Source organism: Paraburkholderia madseniana, assembly GCF_009690905.1.
GTDB classification, from domain to species: domain Bacteria; phylum Pseudomonadota; class Gammaproteobacteria; order Burkholderiales; family Burkholderiaceae; genus Paraburkholderia; species Paraburkholderia madseniana.
The window spans coordinates 1-16,805 of sequence record NZ_VOSW01000100.1; the positions used below are offsets into that span (position 1 = coordinate 1).

The 16,805-nt window shown below is 61.4% G+C and carries 15 protein-coding genes, 1 other RNA gene and 1 pseudogene; 10 read left to right on the top strand and 7 right to left on the bottom strand.

What is annotated here, in order from left to right:
* Both FSO04_RS36165 and FSO04_RS36170 read right to left on the bottom strand, forming a co-directional pair.
* Positions 1-319, bottom strand: a pseudogene (locus FSO04_RS36165) (formate dehydrogenase); the annotation flags it as partial.
* Complete coding sequence (locus tag FSO04_RS36170) at positions 316-801, bottom strand: NAD(P)H-dependent oxidoreductase subunit E (protein ID WP_154566297.1); 486 nt, start codon at positions 799-801, stop codon at positions 316-318. The pseudogene FSO04_RS36165 and the gene FSO04_RS36170, both read right to left, overlap by 4 nt.
* Positions 802-935: 134 nt before the next feature.
* On the opposite strand from FSO04_RS36170, the gene FSO04_RS36175 reads away from it, so the two are divergent.
* Both FSO04_RS36175 and FSO04_RS36180 read left to right on the top strand, forming a co-directional pair.
* On the top strand, positions 936-2,015 hold the full coding sequence (locus FSO04_RS36175) for a substrate-binding domain-containing protein (protein WP_154566298.1): 1,080 nt from the start codon (positions 936-938) through the stop codon (positions 2,013-2,015).
* 109 nt (positions 2,016-2,124) lie between these two features.
* Positions 2,125-2,391 (top strand): hypothetical protein, encoded by a 267-nt coding sequence (locus FSO04_RS36180; RefSeq protein ID WP_154566299.1) that lies wholly within the window; start codon positions 2,125-2,127, stop codon positions 2,389-2,391.
* Between the two features lie 122 nt (positions 2,392-2,513).
* On the opposite strand, the gene FSO04_RS36185 is transcribed toward FSO04_RS36180, so the two are convergent.
* The 5 genes from FSO04_RS36185 to ompA form a co-directional block, all read right to left on the bottom strand.
* The gene (locus tag FSO04_RS36185; RefSeq protein ID WP_154566300.1) at positions 2,514-2,882 is read right to left on the bottom strand and encodes a COG4315 family predicted lipoprotein; all 369 of its coding nucleotides are present in this window, start codon (positions 2,880-2,882) and stop codon (positions 2,514-2,516) included.
* A gap of 245 nt (positions 2,883-3,127) precedes the next feature.
* Positions 3,128-3,497: a transfer-messenger RNA gene (ssrA, locus tag FSO04_RS36190) on the bottom strand.
* 190 nt (positions 3,498-3,687) lie between these two features.
* Positions 3,688-4,401 carry an HAD family hydrolase gene (locus tag FSO04_RS36195; protein WP_154566301.1) on the bottom strand — a complete coding sequence of 238 codons (714 nt, stop codon included), beginning with the start codon at positions 4,399-4,401 and terminating at the stop codon, positions 3,688-3,690.
* A gap of 33 nt (positions 4,402-4,434) precedes the next feature.
* Complete coding sequence (gene ubiG / locus FSO04_RS36200; protein WP_154566320.1) at positions 4,435-5,133, bottom strand: bifunctional 2-polyprenyl-6-hydroxyphenol methylase/3-demethylubiquinol 3-O-methyltransferase UbiG; 699 nt, start codon at positions 5,131-5,133, stop codon at positions 4,435-4,437.
* Positions 5,134-5,352: 219 nt separating this feature from the next.
* The gene (gene ompA, locus FSO04_RS36205) at positions 5,353-6,003 is read right to left on the bottom strand and encodes an outer membrane protein OmpA (protein ID WP_097390093.1); all 651 of its coding nucleotides are present in this window, start codon (positions 6,001-6,003) and stop codon (positions 5,353-5,355) included.
* A gap of 498 nt (positions 6,004-6,501) precedes the next feature.
* Between ompA and gyrA the strand changes: the two genes are divergently transcribed.
* The 8 genes from gyrA to cmk all read left to right on the top strand — a co-directional run bounded on the left by gyrA (position 6,502) and on the right by cmk (position 16,696).
* Entirely contained in the window at positions 6,502-9,138 is a 2,637-nt protein-coding gene (gyrA, locus tag FSO04_RS36210) for a DNA gyrase subunit A (RefSeq protein ID WP_154566302.1), read from the top strand.
* Positions 9,139-9,261: 123 nt separating this feature from the next.
* A complete protein-coding gene (locus FSO04_RS36215; protein WP_154566303.1) occupies positions 9,262-9,864 on the top strand; it encodes a DUF2059 domain-containing protein in 603 nt (200 codons plus the stop codon).
* Between the two features lie 356 nt (positions 9,865-10,220).
* Entirely contained in the window at positions 10,221-11,303 is a 1,083-nt protein-coding gene (serC, locus tag FSO04_RS36220) for a 3-phosphoserine/phosphohydroxythreonine transaminase (protein ID WP_154566321.1), read from the top strand.
* Between the two features lie 78 nt (positions 11,304-11,381).
* Positions 11,382-12,464: a prephenate dehydratase gene (gene pheA, locus FSO04_RS36225; protein ID WP_154566304.1), complete on the top strand. Its 1,083-nt coding sequence runs from the start codon at positions 11,382-11,384 to the stop codon at positions 12,462-12,464.
* Between the two features lie 81 nt (positions 12,465-12,545).
* Positions 12,546-13,658, top strand: coding sequence for a histidinol-phosphate transaminase (hisC, locus tag FSO04_RS36230; protein ID WP_154566305.1), 1,113 nt, complete (start codon positions 12,546-12,548; stop codon positions 13,656-13,658).
* A gap of 51 nt (positions 13,659-13,709) precedes the next feature.
* Positions 13,710-14,651, top strand: a complete 942-nt coding sequence (locus FSO04_RS36235; RefSeq protein WP_168435966.1) for a prephenate dehydrogenase — start codon at positions 13,710-13,712, stop codon at positions 14,649-14,651.
* An 18-nt stretch (positions 14,652-14,669) separates the two neighbouring features.
* Positions 14,670-15,974 carry a 3-phosphoshikimate 1-carboxyvinyltransferase gene (gene aroA / locus FSO04_RS36240; protein ID WP_154566306.1) on the top strand — a complete coding sequence of 435 codons (1,305 nt, stop codon included), beginning with the start codon at positions 14,670-14,672 and terminating at the stop codon, positions 15,972-15,974.
* Between the two features lie 35 nt (positions 15,975-16,009).
* Positions 16,010-16,696: a (d)CMP kinase gene (gene cmk / locus FSO04_RS36245; RefSeq protein ID WP_154566307.1), complete on the top strand. Its 687-nt coding sequence runs from the start codon at positions 16,010-16,012 to the stop codon at positions 16,694-16,696.
* The last annotated feature ends 109 nt before the right edge of the window (positions 16,697-16,805 follow it).

A 16,805-nucleotide genomic window follows, 5' to 3' on the forward strand; every position in this document is an offset into this window, starting at 1 on the left:
CGAAGGTCAGGCGCTGTTGCTTCTTCAGATACGGTATGTCATCGACCACACCGACACGGCGGGCGTGCTCGCCACCTTCGATGAAGCCGGCGTCGAACAGCGCGGCAACGTCGCTCTCTTCGACGTTCGCATAGCCAACTCGGCCTTCAGCCGTCGCAACTTCGACGAGCGGTTCGAGCCACAGCAAACCGCGTGAACCGTTGCGAACCAGTTCGATTGCAATGCCGCGACGTGCGGCTTCGGATTCGATCGCTTGAGCCAGAGCATCGGCGCCGAGCGCAAGCGCCGACGAATCGCAGGGAACGTAGATGCGCGTCATGCCGTCACCTCCACGCATTTGTTGGCGGCGGCAAAGAGCGCGTCGAATTTTTGCGGCGTCACTTTCGCGTGCAGCGTGCCGTTGACCATCATCGCCGGCGACAGCGCGCATTGGCCGAGGCAATAGACGGATTCCAGCTCGACCGTCTCGCCATGCCGATGCTCCGCGTCGAAACGGCAGCCGGTGTGCGCCTCGATATGCTGTGCGAGCGCCTCGGTGCCCATGCTGCGGCATGCTTCGGCGCGGCACAGTTGCACCGTGACGGGTGCGGCGGGCTGCGTGCGGAAGTGGTGGTAGTAGGTGATGACGCCATGCACTTCCGCGCGCGACAGGTTCATGGCACGTGCGAGAGGCGCAACCGTGTCGGGCGGCACGTAGCCGAGTTCGTCCTGAATGGCGTGCAGTACCGCTAGCAGCGACCTGCCCGGCTGCGCGTGACGCTGCACCAACTGCTCCGGCGCGACGGCGATGGAATCGTCCAAGTGGGGGCTCCTCCAAAGTCATATATGCACTTGTCATTCATAATGTGCGCACATATGCTTCGTATATTCGATATGGGATAGCCGAACAATAGGCGGGTGATACGCCTCGTGCAATAGGAAAGAGTTGAACATATATGATCAGGATCGAGTGCCAGGCGCAACTGGTTGTGAAGGGCCCGGATGGTCGTGAGGCAAGCCTGTCGGACGTCGTGCCGCTGCTGGCGCTGGTGGACGAATCCGGCAGCATCGCGCAGGCGGCGACGCTTAAGGGTTTGTCCTACCGCCACGCGTGGGGTTTGTTGCGCAGCATCGAGGAGCGTTTGGGTGGCCCGCTGATCGCGAAGGAGCGTGGGCGAGGTTCGGTGCTGTCCGAGCTCGGTCAGGCCGTGCTGCGCGCGCAGCGCCTGTGCGGCGAGCGGCTCGACGGCAACATGCAGGCGCTGGCGAGCGAAGTCGCCAGCGACCTGAACCGCTGGCTCGCGCCGGCCGCCGACGACGTGCGGATCTACGCGTCGCACGGTTACGCCGTGGCGGCGCTGGTGACGGCGCTGGTCGCAAACGACTTGCCGGTCGATATCAAATACCGCGACAGCGCGGACGCGGTGAGCGCGCTCGCCCGCGGCGAATGTGATCTGGCCGGCTTTCACTTGCCGCTAGGCGAGTTTCGCGCGGCATGCGCCGATACCTATCGGCGCTGGCTCGATCCGCAGCGTCACGTGCTCGTGCATCTGACGAAGCGCAAGCAGGGCCTCTTTCTCGGCAAGGGGAATCCAAAGGGCATCGGCGGCCTGAGCGATCTCGCGCGCGACGACATTCGCTTCGTCAATCGTCAGCCCGGTTCTGGGACGCGCATGCTGCTCGATCTCGCGCTACGAAAAGTCGGAGTCGATCCGGATCGGGTCAACGGCTATGCGTCGGCGGAACTCACGCACTCGGCGATCGCGGCGTTCGTGGCAAGCGGCATGGCAGACGTGGGTTTTGGCGTCGAGCCGGCGGCGCATCACTTCGGGCTCGACTTCATTCCGATCGTCGACGAAGACTATTACTTCGCCTGCGACCGCGCCCGCCTGGAGCGCGCGCCGCTCGCAACGGTGATCGGTTTGCTGCGCGGCGCGGCGTTTCGGCATGGCGTCGAACAGCTCGAAGGTTACGATCCACGCGACTGCGGCAAGCTGCTCGATCTCGATGTGGGACTTGGTCCAGGTGCGGTGTAAGCAACTGTAAACAAATTGGTGCCGTCGCCGCTGCGACGGGCGTTTGTTTGGGATAATCTCTATCCTTCCGCTTACGCCTTAACCGCGCGCTATGCCGCGCTGAACCGATATGAAAGTTCTTCTTCACGCATGTGCTGCGGCAGCGACGGCCGGGGTGCTTCTCGCCACCGCTTCGGTTGCTTTCGCACAGAATTCGCCGGGTGTGCCGGGCGGTATCCTGCAAGATCAGTTCCGTCTTGCCGAGCATCCGCAGATGCCATTTGCGGCGTCCGCGCCCTCGGACAAATTCCAGTCCAACAAAAAGTCAGCCATGCGCAAGCGCGGCGACAATGGCGATCCGAACGGGTGTAATTTGCAGTGTCCTAAAGACGAATAAGCGAATCAGCGCTTTCGTGTTCCGTTTTGTATTCGTTCGAGACGCCGGCTTGCAGCCGGCGTTTTCGATTGAGTGTTTTTATAAAGTCTCTCGGTTCTGGTCCGTCGTTCAGCGGCTATCGGTTATGGCTTCGCCGTGTGCCACATGTCCTTGAAGCCGTCCCCCTTCATGTCGCCCGCTTGCTTGTCGGCCGCGTAGCGATACAGTGGATGGCCTTTATAAGCCCATTGCTGTTTACCGTCGGCCGACGGAATCACGGTCCAGTCGCCTGAGGGCTTGTCCGACGAACTCGCTACCGCAGCAGGCCAATAGCTCGTGCAGCCGCCGGTGCAGGCGCTCGTGCCGGGCGTGGTGTCTTTGTCGAAGGTATAGAGCGTCATGCCGTCCGCAGTGACGAAGCGGCCATCGACGATCTTCGGGGCTTCGGCAAAAGCAGTCTGCTGCAGTGCGAGGAGAGTCAGCGTGGAGAGGCAGAAGAGAGTCTTGCGCATGATGTCGGCTCCTGATTTTGGTGTTGGTCCCGCGCGGAACGCAGCGTGCGGTCGCGCGTGCGGAATAAACGATTGAAGGGATGCGTTTATTCCCTTGGCTTCACGCAGCTTTGATACGCGCCAGCAAAAAGGCCCGCTCGATGAGCGGGCCTTCTGTTTTATAGGTAGCCAACAAAAAACCCGCAAGCAGCAGGCCGCTTGCGGGTTTTGAGTGAGTCTTGATGGTGCAGCTTCAAACGATGTTCTGGTGGAGGCGGCGGGAATCGAACCCGCGTCCAGAAGCACTCTACGACTAGTTCTACATACTTAGTTCTGTCATTTGATTTAACCACCACGACGCGGACGAACACGCTGCGTGACGGCGATTCACTAGATTTTCGACCTTGGCGTCGTGACGCCGCCAAGACTTAACTGACGTATATGACCTCTGTCGGTATTGCTACCGGTCTTGCGACTCTAGCCCGTCAGTGAACTAGGCAGAGGACGGCGGCCCTTAGGCTGCCAGTGCGAACGTTTCGTCGTTTGCAGTTACGTTTTTCCCATTGATTAACGAGGTGACGGGTCCTCGGTATGCCCTAGCCGCTTCGCAACCCCTGTCGAAACCAGGTCGCCCCCGCGGTTCGTTGCCCAAAATGTCTGGGCCAGACGGAGATTTTACAATAGTTTGACGGCAACGTCCTGGCTGATTGCCTTGTTGTCGTGCCGTCTCGATGTGCTGCTGTGCCGTCGTGGCGAAGCGGCAACGCGCCGCGTTGCGTGCGCCGTGACTGACGCGTTCGCCGTATGCGCGCAGCCGCTCAGCCCTTCACTCGATGTCGCGTAGCAGCTTCTGCAATTCCGAGGGCGAGTGCACGACATGCTGCGCGTGCCATTGCGTCGGCGGAATGTCGTTGCCGCAGTAACCATAGGCGGCCGCGATGGTCTTCATGCCGGCCGCAAAACCCGCCTGCACATCGCGTAAATCGTCGCCGACGTAGACGATGCGCTCCGGCACCACATCCAGCTCACGTGCGGCGTGCAACAGGGGCGCGGGGTGCGGCTTCGAATGCGGGGTCGTGTCGCCGCTCACCACGCAGCCGGCGCGCTCTTCGAGGCCGAGTTGCGCGATCAGCGGCTCGGTGAGCCTTGCTACCTTGTTCGTCACGATGCCCCAGCGCACGCCCCGCGCGTCGAGATCGTCGAGCAATTCGGGAATGCCGGGAAACAGCGTGGTCTCGATACACAAGTCTGCTTCATAGTTGGCGAGAAACTCCTCGCGCATCGACGCGAACTCGTGATCCTCGGGGCCGATGCCGAAGGCCCCGCCGATCAGCCCGCGCGCACCCGCGGACGCGAGCGGCCGCAGGTCTTCGAGCGGCACCATCTGGAGGCTGCGATCATGGCGCATTTTGTTGACGGCGGCCGCAAGATCCGGCGCGGTATCGGCCAGTGTGCCGTCGAGGTCGAACAGGACAGCCTGGCAAAGACCGAGCGCGTCGTCGTTGTCTTCGCGTTGAGGCAGGGGCGTGGGATCGCTCATTGATTGGGTTGAGTCCGGGCAGGTCGGGGCGGATCAGACGTCGCGGCGGCAGGCGAGCATGTAGTTCACGCTCGTGTCGGCGGACAGCGTGAAATGCTTGCTGAGCGGGTTGTAAACGATACCTTTGATGTCGACCGTGCGCAGGCCGGCGGTGCGCACGAAGCTCGCCAATTCCGACGGACGGATGAAGCGCGCGTAGTCGTGCGTACCCTTGGGCAGCATCCGCGCGATATATTCGGCGCCGATCACCGCGAACAGATACGACTTCACGTTGCGGTTCAGCGTGGAGAAAAACACCCAGCCGCCGGGTTTCACGAGCGTTTTGCATGCTTCGACAATGGCGGCCGGTTGGGGCACGTGCTCGAGCATTTCCATGCAGGTGACGACGTCGTAAGTGCCCGGTTCGCGGGCGGCCAGTGCTTCGGCGGCGATTTCTTCGTAACTGACGGTTACACCACTTTCAAGGCTGTGAAGATCCGCCACGCCAAGCGCCTGGGTCGACAGGTCGATTCCTTTCACATGCGCCCCCAATCCCGCCATCGACTCCGACAGAATGCCGCCGCCGCAGCCGATATCCAACACGGTTTTGCCGGCGAGATGCGCGTGTGCGTCGATCCAGCTCAGGCGAATCGGGTTGAGTTCATGCAGCGGTTTGAATTCGGCATTCGGGTCCCACCAACGATGCGCGAGGTCGCTAAATTTCTGCAGTTCGTGGGGATCGGCGTTGGTCATGGCGGAAGCTGCCTCGATGAGAGCGTTGAGCGGGCGCTCGAGGATAAACCCTGAGTATATAGGCCGAGCGACGGGGCGGCAAAATGCCGCCCCGTCGCTGGCGCATCCTGTTCCGGCAGCTCGGGCGCGTGCTCGGAGGAGAAGGCGAGCAGCGTCCATAGCAGCGGCATAAAAAAAGCCCCGCCGAAGCGGGGCTTTGATACTGCGGTAATTTGTAGCTTACTGCTTCGAAGTACCGACAACTTCGACTTCCACGCGACGATCCGGTGCGAGGCAAGCGACGAGTTGCTTGTGGTTCTTCTGGTTGCAACCGGTCGTGACCGGGTTGCGCTTGCCCTTGCCTTCCGTATAGATACGGTTGGATTCGATGCCCTTGCTCACGAGGTACGACTTCACAGCTTGAGCGCGGCGCAGCGACAGGCGGTCGTTGTACTTGTCCGAACCGATACGGTCCGTGTAACCCGTTGCAACGATGACTTCCAGGTTCAGCGAGCCGACCTTCGATGCCAGATCGTCCAGCTTTTCCTTGCCAGCCGGCTTCAGGATGGCCTTGTCGAAGTCGAACAGAGCGTCAGCTTGATACGTAATCTTTTGGCTCGTAATAGCCGGTGCAGGAGGTGCAACCGGAGCCGGCGGGGTCGGAGCCTGGGCAACCAGGGCGCCATCGCACTTAGCGTTGGCCGTTGCCGGCGTCCAGAATGCATCGCGCCAGCAAAGCTCGTTCGTGCCGTTCATCCACACGTATTCGCCGGTACCATTCACCCAGTTGTCGTTCGTAGCTTGTCGCGACGCCGGCACCGATTGCGCCATGGCGGATGCAGCCATAACTGCGGTAGCTGCAATGAACGCGAGCTTTGAAAGTTTATTCATATTTCTCCTCTCGAAATTGAGATTACCGCAGGTTTACTGCGAGCCTGTTGACGAAGACAAGTCATACATTGCTCGAAGTATAACATCGGTGTAGAACAAAAAACGTGCTGTGTAGACTTCGAGCAGTGTCTAACTCTTTGTGCGTTGGCATTTTGCCATATCGTTCCCTTCCAACGATAAAAAAATCTGCCCCCAATCAAATCACCCTCCAATTGTGGTGCATGCGCAACAGAAGCAATCCGCTGTAGGCACCGCCAGTCATGGCTGAGCGGCGAATTGCCCCATGCACAAATCGAGCCTGCCCTGATTTCATCATGGGGCGTTCAGGCGCCGTTTCCGCTCGTCTGCTAATAGGTATACGTACCCCAGTCGGGGGCGGATGCGCGGCATGTTAGAATCGCGTGATGCGTTGCGCCTGCAATGCTTACGCGAAGGCGCGGCGAGTTGGGCTTCAAGCGAGCTTCACGCCGTCGCCTTGGCACGTAAAAGATACGGATAATGGATCAATTCGCCAAAGAGACTCTGCCAATCTCCCTAGAGGAGGAAATGCGCCGTTCGTATCTCGATTACGCGATGAGCGTGATCGTGGGGCGTGCGCTTCCCGATGTTCGCGATGGCCTGAAGCCGGTGCACCGGCGCGTGCTGTACGCGATGCACGAACTGAACAACGACTGGAACCGGGCGTACAAGAAGTCGGCGCGTATTGTCGGCGACGTCATCGGTAAATATCACCCGCACGGCGACACGGCTGTTTACGACACCATCGTCCGGATGGCGCAGAATTTCTCGCTGCGCTACATGCTGGTGGACGGTCAGGGCAACTTCGGTTCGGTCGACGGCGACAACGCCGCGGCAATGCGGTACACCGAAATCCGCATGGCAAAGATCGGCCACGAGCTGCTGGCCGATATCGACAAGGAAACCGTCGACTTCACGCCGAACTACGACGGCAGCGAAAACGAACCGGCCATCCTGCCGGCGCGTATTCCCAATCTGCTGATCAATGGCTCGTCCGGTATTGCGGTCGGAATGGCGACCAACATCCCGCCGCATAACCTCAACGAGGTTGTCGACGCATGTCAGCATCTGCTGAAAAACCCGGAAGCCACGATCGACGAACTGATCGAGATTATTCCGGCGCCTGACTTCCCGACCGCCGGCATCATCTACGGCGTGGCCGGCGTTCGCGACGGCTATCGCACCGGCCGCGGCCGCGTGGTGATGCGCGCGCTCACCCACTTCGAGGAAATCGACCGCGGTCAGCGCATGTCGATCATCGTCGACGAATTGCCGTACCAGGTGAACAAGCGCTCACTTCTGGAGCGCATCGCCGAACTGGTCAACGAGAAGAAGCTCGAAGGCATCTCCGACATCCGCGACGAATCCGACAAGAGCGGCATGCGCGTCGTGATCGAGTTGAAGCGCGGCGAAGTGCCGGAAGTGGTTCTCAACAATCTGTATAAGGCGACCCAGCTTCAGGACACCTTCGGCATGAACATGGTCGCGCTGGTCGACGGCCAGCCGAAGCTGCTGAACCTGAAGGAAATGCTGGCGTGCTTCCTGTCGCACCGCCGGGAAGTGCTGACGCGGCGCACTGTATACGAACTGCGCAAGGCCCGCGAACGCGGCCACGTGCTCGAAGGTCTGGCCGTCGCGCTCGCCAACATCGACGAGTTCATCGCGATCATCAAGGCCGCGCCGACACCGCCGATCGCCAAGCAGGAATTGATGGCGCGTCCGTGGGATTCGTCGCTGGTGCGCGAAATGTTGTCGCGCGCCGAGACGGAAAACGCGTCGGCCGGTGGTCGCGAGGCTTATCGCCCTGACGGTTTGAATCCGTCGTTCGGTATGCAGTCCGACGGCCTCTACCGCTTGTCCGACACCCAGGCTCAGGAAATCTTGCAGATGCGTCTGCAACGCCTGACGGGTCTGGAGCAGGACAAGATCATCGGCGAGTACCGCGAAGTGATGGCGCAAATCGCCGACCTGCTGGACATTCTGGCTCGCCCGGAACGCATTACGGCGATCATCGTCGAGGAACTGACGTCGATCAAAGCCGAATTCGGCGACGCGCGCCGCTCGAAGATCGAGCTGAACGCAACCGAGCTGAACACCGAAGACCTGATTACGCCGCAAGAGATGGTCGTGACCATGTCGCACGCCGGCTATGTGAAATCGCAGCCGCTGTCTGAATATAGTGCGCAGAAGCGGGGTGGTCGCGGCAAACAGGCCACGGCGATGAAAGAAGACGACTGGATCGATACGCTGTTCATCGCGAACACGCACGATCACATCCTGTGCTTCTCGAATCGTGGTCGCGTCTACAGCGTGAAGGTCTATGAGGTGCCGCAAGGTTCGCGGAACTCGCGCGGCCGTCCGATCGTCAATATCTTCCCGCTTCAGGACGGCGAGAAGATTACGGTTGTCTTGCCGGTAAAGGAATTTTCGGCTGACAAATTCGTCTTTATGGGCACCGCGCTAGGAACCGTAAAAAAGACGCCGTTGGAAGCCTTCAGCCGCGTGTTGCGCAAGGGTATTATTGCGGTCGGTCTGGATGACGGCGATTACCTGATCGGTGCCGCCATTACAGACGGCCAGCACGACGTGATGCTGTTCTCGGATTCGGGCAAGGCAGTTCGCTTCGACGAGAACGACGTGCGCCCGATGGGCCGCGAGGCGCGCGGCGTACGCGGCATGCAACTCGAAGACACCCAGAGCGTGATTGCGTTGCTGGTGGCCGGCGACGAGCAGCAGTCGGTGTTGACCGCGACCGAAAACGGCTACGGCAAGCGCACGCCGATCACTGAGTACACGCGTCACGGGCGCGGCACGAAGGGAATGATCGCGATCCAGACGTCGGAGCGTAACGGCAAGGTCGTCGCCGCCACGCTGGTGGATCAGGAAGCGCAGATCATGCTGATCACCAATACGGGCGTGCTGATTCGTACGCGCGTATCGGAAATTCGGGAAATGGGGCGCGCAACCCAAGGTGTTACACTCATCAGCCTTGACGAAGGGACCAAGCTTTCAGGTCTGCAACAGGTTGCTGAGGCGGAGGCCGATATCGATGTGGAAGGCGACACCGAAGGTCCTGCCGAAGGCGACAGCGGCGGTGAAGACGGTGGTGCGGCCTGATTCGCGTCGGCAGCTTTCAGTCTCAGTTATTGGTTGAAAGCTGCGCAGGGAACAATGGCGTGTCGGGCCGATACGCATCCCGCGCAGCTTGCAGTTCAAGTTAATTTCTCTTAGGGAGTAATGATGCAAAAACGATTCAAACAACTGATGTTGCTGGCTGCTCTCGTGCCGACTTTCGCTATGGCTCAAGCTCTGCAGAGCTCGGCTCCGGCGGCCCCGGCTGCTGCCGCAGCACCGGTTGATCCGGCCAAGCAGGCTGCAATCAAGGACCTGCTGGATGCAATCGACGCACAGAAACTCGTCGGCGCGATCGGCAACAGTGCCCAGATGCAAGCCAAGCAGCTGGTTCCGGCTATCCTGTCGGACGCCCTGAGCGAAAACAAGACGATGACGGACAAGCAGAAGCAGGCTTCCGTCCCGACGCTGCAAAAGAACGCAGTGCCGAAGCTGGTTGACGGCGCAGGTCAAGTGTTCGCAACGGACAACTTCCGCCAGGACGCAATGCAAGCTCAGTACGACGCTTACGCGAAGTACTACAGCACGTCGGAAATCAAAGATCTGACCGCGTTCTACAAGAGCCCGACCGGCCGCAAGTTCATCCAGGTGCAAGACCAGGTTGGCCGCGACGTCGTGAATGGCTTGATGCAAAAGTACATGCCGCAATCGATCAAGGCAACGCGCGACCAGGCTGACAAGGAAGTCGCTTCGGTCAAGCCGGCTAAGTAAATTGGCTGGATGAGTTGGCTAAATGAGTTGACTAAATAAGCCAGCGAGTTGAGTCAAAAGGTCGAAAGGCTGCGCTGACATCGCGCTAGCCGCCGCTAGGCAAGCCATATGGCGTGCCGGGTTTGGCGGGTTGGCGGTGACAATGCGATAATGGCCGTTTGCGCACACGCGCAGGCGGCCATTTTCTTTTTGGGCGCGAAGATTTTGCCAAACGCGTGTCGCCCAACGCGCGTCGTCAAACTCTTGTTGTCGAGTTTCGCGTCGCAAACTTTGCAATGGCTGCCTTCGCGGCTGCTAACTTCGCCGATTTTTGCGCGATCTGTTCGTTTTTTCGCGCCAGCTTCCAGGATCTCACGATGCGCGTCTTTAATTTCTCCGCCGGCCCGGCTGCCATGCCCGAAGAAGTGCTGCGTCAGGCAGCCGACGAGATGCTCGATTGGCAGGGCAGTGGCATGAGCGTGATGGAAATGAGCCATCGCGGCAAAGAATTCATGTCGATCCACGAGGAAGCGCTCGTCGATCTGCGCGAGTTGCTCGAAGTGCCCGCCAGCCACCGGATTTTGTTCCTGCAAGGCGGCGGCCTGGGCGAAAACGCGATCGTGCCGATGAATCTGATGGGCGCGAAAGCGCGGGCGGATTTCGTCGTGACGGGGTCATGGTCGCAAAAGTCGTTCAAGGAAGCGCAAAAGTACGGCACTGTGCATCTGGCGGCGAGCGGTCAGACGGCCGAGGGCTTCACGCGCGCACCGGCTCGCTCGGAATGGCAACTGTCGGACGATCCGGCGTACGTGCATCTGTGTACCAACGAGACGATTCACGGCGTCGAGACGTTCGAGATTCCCGACCTCGGCGATATTCCGCTGGTGGCGGACGCCTCGTCGCACATCCTGTCGCGCCCGATGGACATCGCCAAATATGGCGTGCTGTTCGGCGGCGCGCAGAAGAACATCGGCATGGCGGGTGTAACCGTGGTGATCGTCCGTGAAGACATGCTGGGTCGCGCGCAGTCGGTCTGCCCGTCGGCGTTCGAATGGAAAACCGTCGCCGAGAACAATTCGATGTACAACACGCCGCCCACGTACGCGATCTACATCGCGGGCCTGGTGTTCAAGTGGTTGAAGAAGCAGGGCGGCCTTGCCGCGATGGAAGCGCGTAACCTCGAAAAATCGAAGCTGTTGTACGACACGATCGATTCGAGCAGCTTCTATCTGAACAAGGTCGAGCGTGGCTCGCGCTCGCGGATGAACGTACCGTTTTTCCTCGCCGACGAGTCGCGCAACGAAGATTTCCTGGCCGGCGCGAAAGCGCGGGGAATGGTGCAGCTAAAGGGCCACAAGTCCGTCGGCGGCATGCGGGCGTCGATTTATAACGCCGTCCCGCTCGAAGGCGTCAAAGCGCTTGTCGAATACATGAAGGAATTCGAACAGCGCAGCGCCTGATCGTCTTCGATATTCAGGCACGCGCATCCTTTCCAGCACGCATTTGTGCAGCAGCTACCGGCAGGGCCGTTTTCACGCATGGACGACGAACTCAATACCCGACTCAAACCCCTTCGCGAACGCATCGACGCGCTCGACGCGCAACTGATCGCGCTTCTCAATCAGCGTGCCGCGGTGGCGCTCGAAGTGGGCGAGGTGAAGAAGCATTTCAACGCGCCGGTGTTCCGCCCCGAGCGCGAGCAGCAGGTGATCGCGCGCTTGCAGGATATGAGCGACGGCCCGCTGGCCAGCGAGCATATCAGCGCGATCTGGCGCGAGATCATGGCCGCGAGCCGCGCGCTCGAAAAGAGCATCAAGGCCGCGTATCTCGGGCCGGTTGGTACGTACAGCGAACAGGCGATGCACGAGTACTTCGGTCAGTCGATCGAAGGTCTGCCGTGCCCGTCGATCGACGAAGTATTTCGCTCGGTCGAAGCAGGCGCCGCCGAATTTGGCGTTGTGCCGGTCGAGAATTCGACCGAAGGCGCGGTGTCGCGCACGCTCGATCTGCTGTTGCAAACCCAGCTCACGATCGGCGGCGAACTGGCGCTGCCGATTCACCACAATCTGTTGACGCTGGGCGGCGGCCTCACCGGCGTGACCCGCGTATGCGCGCATGCACAGGCGCTCGCCCAGTGCCAGGGCTGGCTCGCGACCAACGCGCCGCACCTCGAGCGCCAGGCGGTGTCGAGCAATGCCGAAGCCGCGCGCATGGCAGCGGACGATCCGACGGTCGCCGCGATCGCCGGCGATCGCGCCGCCACGCATTACGGTCTGCAGGTCGCGTATGCCCTCATCCAGGACGATCCGCACAACCGCACGCGTTTCGTGATGATCGGCAAGGAGCGCACCGGCGTCAGCGGGAGCGATCAGACGTCGTTGATCGTTTCGGTGGCGAACGAGCCGGGCGCCGTGTTCAAGTTGCTGGAGCCGTTGGCGCGCCACAGCGTTTCCATGACCCGTTTCGAGTCGCGCCCGGCGCGCGTCGGCACGTGGGAGTACTACTTCTATATCGACGTCGAAGGCCATCGCGATGAGCCGGCGGTTGCCGCCGCACTCACCGAACTCGGTCAGAAGGCCGCGTTCCTGAAGATACTCGGCTCGTATCCGCGTGCTCGTTGATGTCGGCCCAGGTGCGTGCATGTCGCCTGGGCGCGCCTGTCGCAGATTCACTTACTACTAATTAGTCGTTCGGAGATTTTCATGACAACGTCCTTCGGTCCTTCCTATGTGCGCGCGATCGCGCCTTACATCGCCGGCAAGCCGATTTCGGAAGTGGCCCGCGAGTTTGGCCTCGACGAAGCGACCATCGTGAAGCTCGCGTCGAACGAAAATCCGCTCGGCATGCCGGAATCGGCGCAACGCGCCATGGCGCAAGCGGCCAGCGAACTCGGCCGCTATCCGGACGCGAATGCATTCGAACTGAAGGCAGCGCTGAGTGAGCGTTACGGCGTGCCGGCCGAGTGGGTCACGCTCGGCAACGGCAGCAACGACATTCTCGAAATTGCCGCGCATGCGTTCGTCGAGAAGGGCCAGTCGATCGTCTACGCGCAATATTCGTTCGCGGTCTACGCGCTCGCCACGCAAGGCGTGGGCGCAAATGCGATCGTCGTACCGGCCGTCAAATACGGCCACGACCTCGACGCGATGCTCGCGGCGATTACCGACGACACTCGCCTGATTTTCGTCGCGAACCCGAACAACCCGACCGGCACGTTCATCGAAGGCGCGAAGCTCGAAGCGTTTCTCGACAAGGTGCCGCGCAACGTGGTCGTCGTGCTCGACGAGGCGTACACGGAATATCTGCCGGAGGAAAAGCGCTACGACTCGATCGCGTGGGTGCGCCGCTATCCGAATCTGCTGGTCTCGCGCACGTTTTCGAAGGCGTTTGGCCTGGCGGGCCTGCGTGTCGGCTTCGCGATTGCGCAGCCTGAATTGACCGATCTGCTGAACCGTCTGCGTCAGCCGTTCAACGTGAACACGCTGGCGCAAGCCGCGGCGATCGCGGCGCTGAACGACAAGGCGTTTCTGGAAAAGAGCGCGGCCCTGAATGCGCAGGGCTATCGTCTTTTGACCGAAGCCTTCGACAAACTCGGCCTCGAGTATGTGCCGTCGGACGGCAATTTCGTGCTGGTGCGCGTCGGCAATGACGACACAGCCGGCAACCGCGTCAACCTCGCGTTGCTGAAGCAGGGCGTGATCGTTCGTCCGGTTGGCAACTACGGTTTGCCGCAATGGCTGCGCATCACGATCGGCCTGCCGGAAGAAAACGAAGCGTTCCTCGCGGCGCTCGAAAAGTCGCTCGCCACCGCGTAAGCGGTTGACTTTGACCCGCGCGCCTCACTTTATGAAAGGCGCGCTTTTTCAGTGACCGACGTGGCCGCGTTTTCTTTTAATAAGCTGGTGATTTTCGGTGTCGGCCTGATCGGCGGATCGCTCGCGCGCGCGCTGCGTGAACGCGGCGAGCCGGCAGGTGCGCGAACCGTGGTCGGTGTCGGGCGTTCGTCTGCGTCGACGGCGCGCGCGCTCGAGTTGGGTGTGGTCGATGAAGCCGCAGCGTTGGGTGACGACGCGGCATTGCGTGCGGCGTTGTCCGGTGCGGATTTCGTGCTGCTTGCCGCACCTGTCGCGCAGACCCTGCCGCTGCTCGAACGTATTGCGCCGTTTCTCGACGCAGGCACGATCGTCACCGATGCCGGCAGCACCAAGTCCGACGTGGTGGCTTCCGCGCGCGCGGCGCTCGGCGCACGCATAGGCCAGTTCGTGCCGGGGCATCCGATTGCCGGCCGTGAGGCGAGCGGTCCGGATGCGGCGTTGCCCGATCTGTACGTGAATCGCAATGTCGTGTTGTGTCCGCTGCCGGAGAACGCGCCGGAGGCGGTCGAGCGCGTTGCCGCGATGTGGCGTGCAACCGGCGCCTGTGTGCGGGAGATGACGCCCGAGCAGCATGACCGCGTGCTCGCATCGGTCAGCCATTTGCCGCACGTTTTGTCTTTCGCGCTGGTCGAGCAGATTCTCAATTCGCCCGACGCCGCGCTGAAATTCTCATTCGCCGCCGGCGGCTTCCGTGACTTCACGCGCATTGCCGCGTCGAGCCCGGAAATGTGGCGCGATGTGTGCGTGGCGAATCGCGCCGCGCTGCTCGACGAGCTGGATGCCTACACAGCGGTGCTCGCGCGCTTGCGCGCGGCGATCGAAGCCGGCGACGGCGCCGCGCTTGAAGCCGTGTTCGCGCGCTCGCGCGTCGCGCGCAGCGAATGGCAGGAACAGCGCACTGCGGGGGCCGCCCTCGGCGACGCCTCGAAATAACCGGAACTGGACTCAATCATGGAATTCCTCGATCTCGGACCATTTTCCCGTGCGTCCGGCACGGTTCGTTTGCCCGGCTCGAAAAGCATTTCGAATCGTGTGCTGCTGCTCGCGGCACTCGCCGAAGGCGAAACGACGATCACGAACCTGCTCGACTCGGACGACACCCGCGTGATGCTCGACGCGCTCGAAAAGCTCGGTGTGCGCTTGAAGCGCGAAGGCGACACCTGTGTCGTGAGCGGCACGCGCGGCGCGTTCACGGCGCGCACGGCCGATCTGTTTCTCGGTAATGCCGGCACGGCGGTGCGTCCGCTGACCGCGGCGCTCGCGGTGAATGGCGGCGACTATCGCATTCACGGTGTGCCGCGTATGCACGAGCGGCCGATCGGCGATCTGGTCGACGGTTTGCGGCAGATCGGTGCGAAGATCGACTACGAAGAGAACGAAGGCTATCCGCCGCTGCGGATTCGGCCGGCGCAAATCACAGCCGACGCGCCGATCCGCGTGCGCGGCGACGTGTCGAGCCAGTTCCTGACTTCGCTGCTGATGACGTTGCCGCTGTTGCGCACGGAAAGCGGCGTGACGACCGTACAGGTGGACGGCGAGCTGATCTCGAAGCCGTACATCGAGATCACGATCAAGCTGATGGAGCGCTTCGGCATCAAGGTGGAGCGCCATGAATGGCACCGGTTCATCGTGCCGGCGGGGCAGCGCTATCAGTCGCCGGGCACGATCCTGGTGGAAGGCGACGCGTCGTCGGCGTCATATTTTCTCGCGGCCGGCGCGCTCGGCGGCGGGCCGTTGCGGGTGGAAGGCGTGGGCCGCTCCAGCATCCAGGGCGACGTCGGTTTCGCCGATGCGCTCATCAAGATGGGTGCGAACCTGCAAATGGGGGACGACTGGATCGAAGTGCGTGGCGTCGGTAACGACAACGGCAAGCTCGATCCGATCGACATGGATTTCAACCTGATTCCCGATGCTGCGATGACGATCGCCATCGCCGCGCTATTCGCGGACGGCACGACCACGCTGCGCAACATCGCGAGCTGGCGTGTGAAGGAAACCGACCGGATCGCCGCGATGGCCACCGAGCTGCGCAAGGTCGGCGCGAAGGTGCAGGAGGGCGAGGATTTCCTCGTCGTCACGCCGCCCGGAAAACTGATTCCGAACGCTTCGATCGACACCTACGACGATCACCGCATGGCGATGTGCTTCTCGCTCGTGAGCCTGGGCGGCGTGCCGATCCGGATCAACGACCCGAAGTGCGTCGGCAAGACGTTCCCTGACTATTTCGAGCGCTTCACCGCGCTCGCTCAACCCTGATTCGCTCCTGAATCGACTGACGTGCGACTTTTTCGATGAAACCGATCCGTCCCTTTCACCAAACGCCCGTCATTACGATCGACGGCCCCAGCGCCTCGGGCAAAGGCACCGTGGCCGCGCTGGTTGCCGCGAATCTCGGCTTCCATTTGCTGGATAGCGGCGCGCTGTACCGGCTCGCCGCGCTGGCCAGCATGCGCTACAACATCGTGGCGGATGACGTCGACGCGCTTGTAAAACTGATCGACGATCTGCACATCACCTTTCGCGAGGGGTTGGCGCAGCTCGACGGCGCCGACGTATCCGCTGACATTCGTGCCGAGGAAGTTGGCAGCCGGGCCTCGGCGATTGCCGTGCACGCGCCCGTGCGAACCGCGCTGGTGGCCCGTCAGCGGGCTTTCCGTAAGGAACCGGGGCTGGTCGCCGACGGCCGCGACATGGGCACGGTGATCTTCCAGGACGCCGTGCTGAAGGTGTTCATGACCGCCAGCGTCGAGGCCCGTGCGGCGCGCCGGCATAAGCAATTGATCCAAAAAGGATTTTCTGCTAGTATAGATGACTTGCTCCGGGATTTGCGTGAGCGCGACGAGCGTGACAGTCAGCGCACGGCCGCGCCGCTCAAGCCCGCAGCGGATGCAAAGCTGCTTGATACCTCCGCATTGTCGGTCGACCAGGCGGTCGAACAGGTGGTGCAGTGGTATGAAGCATGGGTCCCGCATGCCTGATGTCCGAGTGGCATCTGAGCGGTGGGCGCAGTAGAAGTAGCGTTGTCAGTAGGTGCTCCGCGAGTGTCGTGGAGCGTGTATTAACCCCTTAACCCCGCGTGGCATTCGC

What these genes read in the sequence shown, in the direction of transcription:
- FSO04_RS36195 (WP_154566301.1), bottom strand. Translation starts at nt 4,401, where the DNA reads ATGAGCGATCCCACGCCCCTGCCTCAACGCGAAGACAACGACGACGCG.
- pheA (WP_154566304.1), top strand. Translation starts at nt 11,382, where the DNA reads ATGGACGACGAACTCAATACCCGACTCAAACCCCTTCGCGAACGCATC.
- ompA (WP_097390093.1), bottom strand. Translation starts at nt 6,003, where the DNA reads ATGAATAAACTTTCAAAGCTCGCGTTCATTGCAGCTACCGCAGTTATG.
- serC (WP_154566321.1), top strand. Translation starts at nt 10,221, where the DNA reads ATGCGCGTCTTTAATTTCTCCGCCGGCCCGGCTGCCATGCCCGAAGAA.
- cmk (WP_154566307.1), top strand. Translation starts at nt 16,010, where the DNA reads ATGAAACCGATCCGTCCCTTTCACCAAACGCCCGTCATTACGATCGAC.
- FSO04_RS36175 (WP_154566298.1), top strand. Translation starts at nt 936, where the DNA reads ATGATCAGGATCGAGTGCCAGGCGCAACTGGTTGTGAAGGGCCCGGAT.
- hisC (WP_154566305.1), top strand. Translation starts at nt 12,546, where the DNA reads ATGACAACGTCCTTCGGTCCTTCCTATGTGCGCGCGATCGCGCCTTAC.
- gyrA (WP_154566302.1), top strand. Translation starts at nt 6,502, where the DNA reads ATGGATCAATTCGCCAAAGAGACTCTGCCAATCTCCCTAGAGGAGGAA.
- FSO04_RS36215 (WP_154566303.1), top strand. Translation starts at nt 9,262, where the DNA reads ATGCAAAAACGATTCAAACAACTGATGTTGCTGGCTGCTCTCGTGCCG.
- aroA (WP_154566306.1), top strand. Translation starts at nt 14,670, where the DNA reads ATGGAATTCCTCGATCTCGGACCATTTTCCCGTGCGTCCGGCACGGTT.
- FSO04_RS36180 (WP_154566299.1), top strand. Translation starts at nt 2,125, where the DNA reads ATGAAAGTTCTTCTTCACGCATGTGCTGCGGCAGCGACGGCCGGGGTG.
- FSO04_RS36185 (WP_154566300.1), bottom strand. Translation starts at nt 2,882, where the DNA reads ATGCGCAAGACTCTCTTCTGCCTCTCCACGCTGACTCTCCTCGCACTG.
- ubiG (WP_154566320.1), bottom strand. Translation starts at nt 5,133, where the DNA reads ATGACCAACGCCGATCCCCACGAACTGCAGAAATTTAGCGACCTCGCG.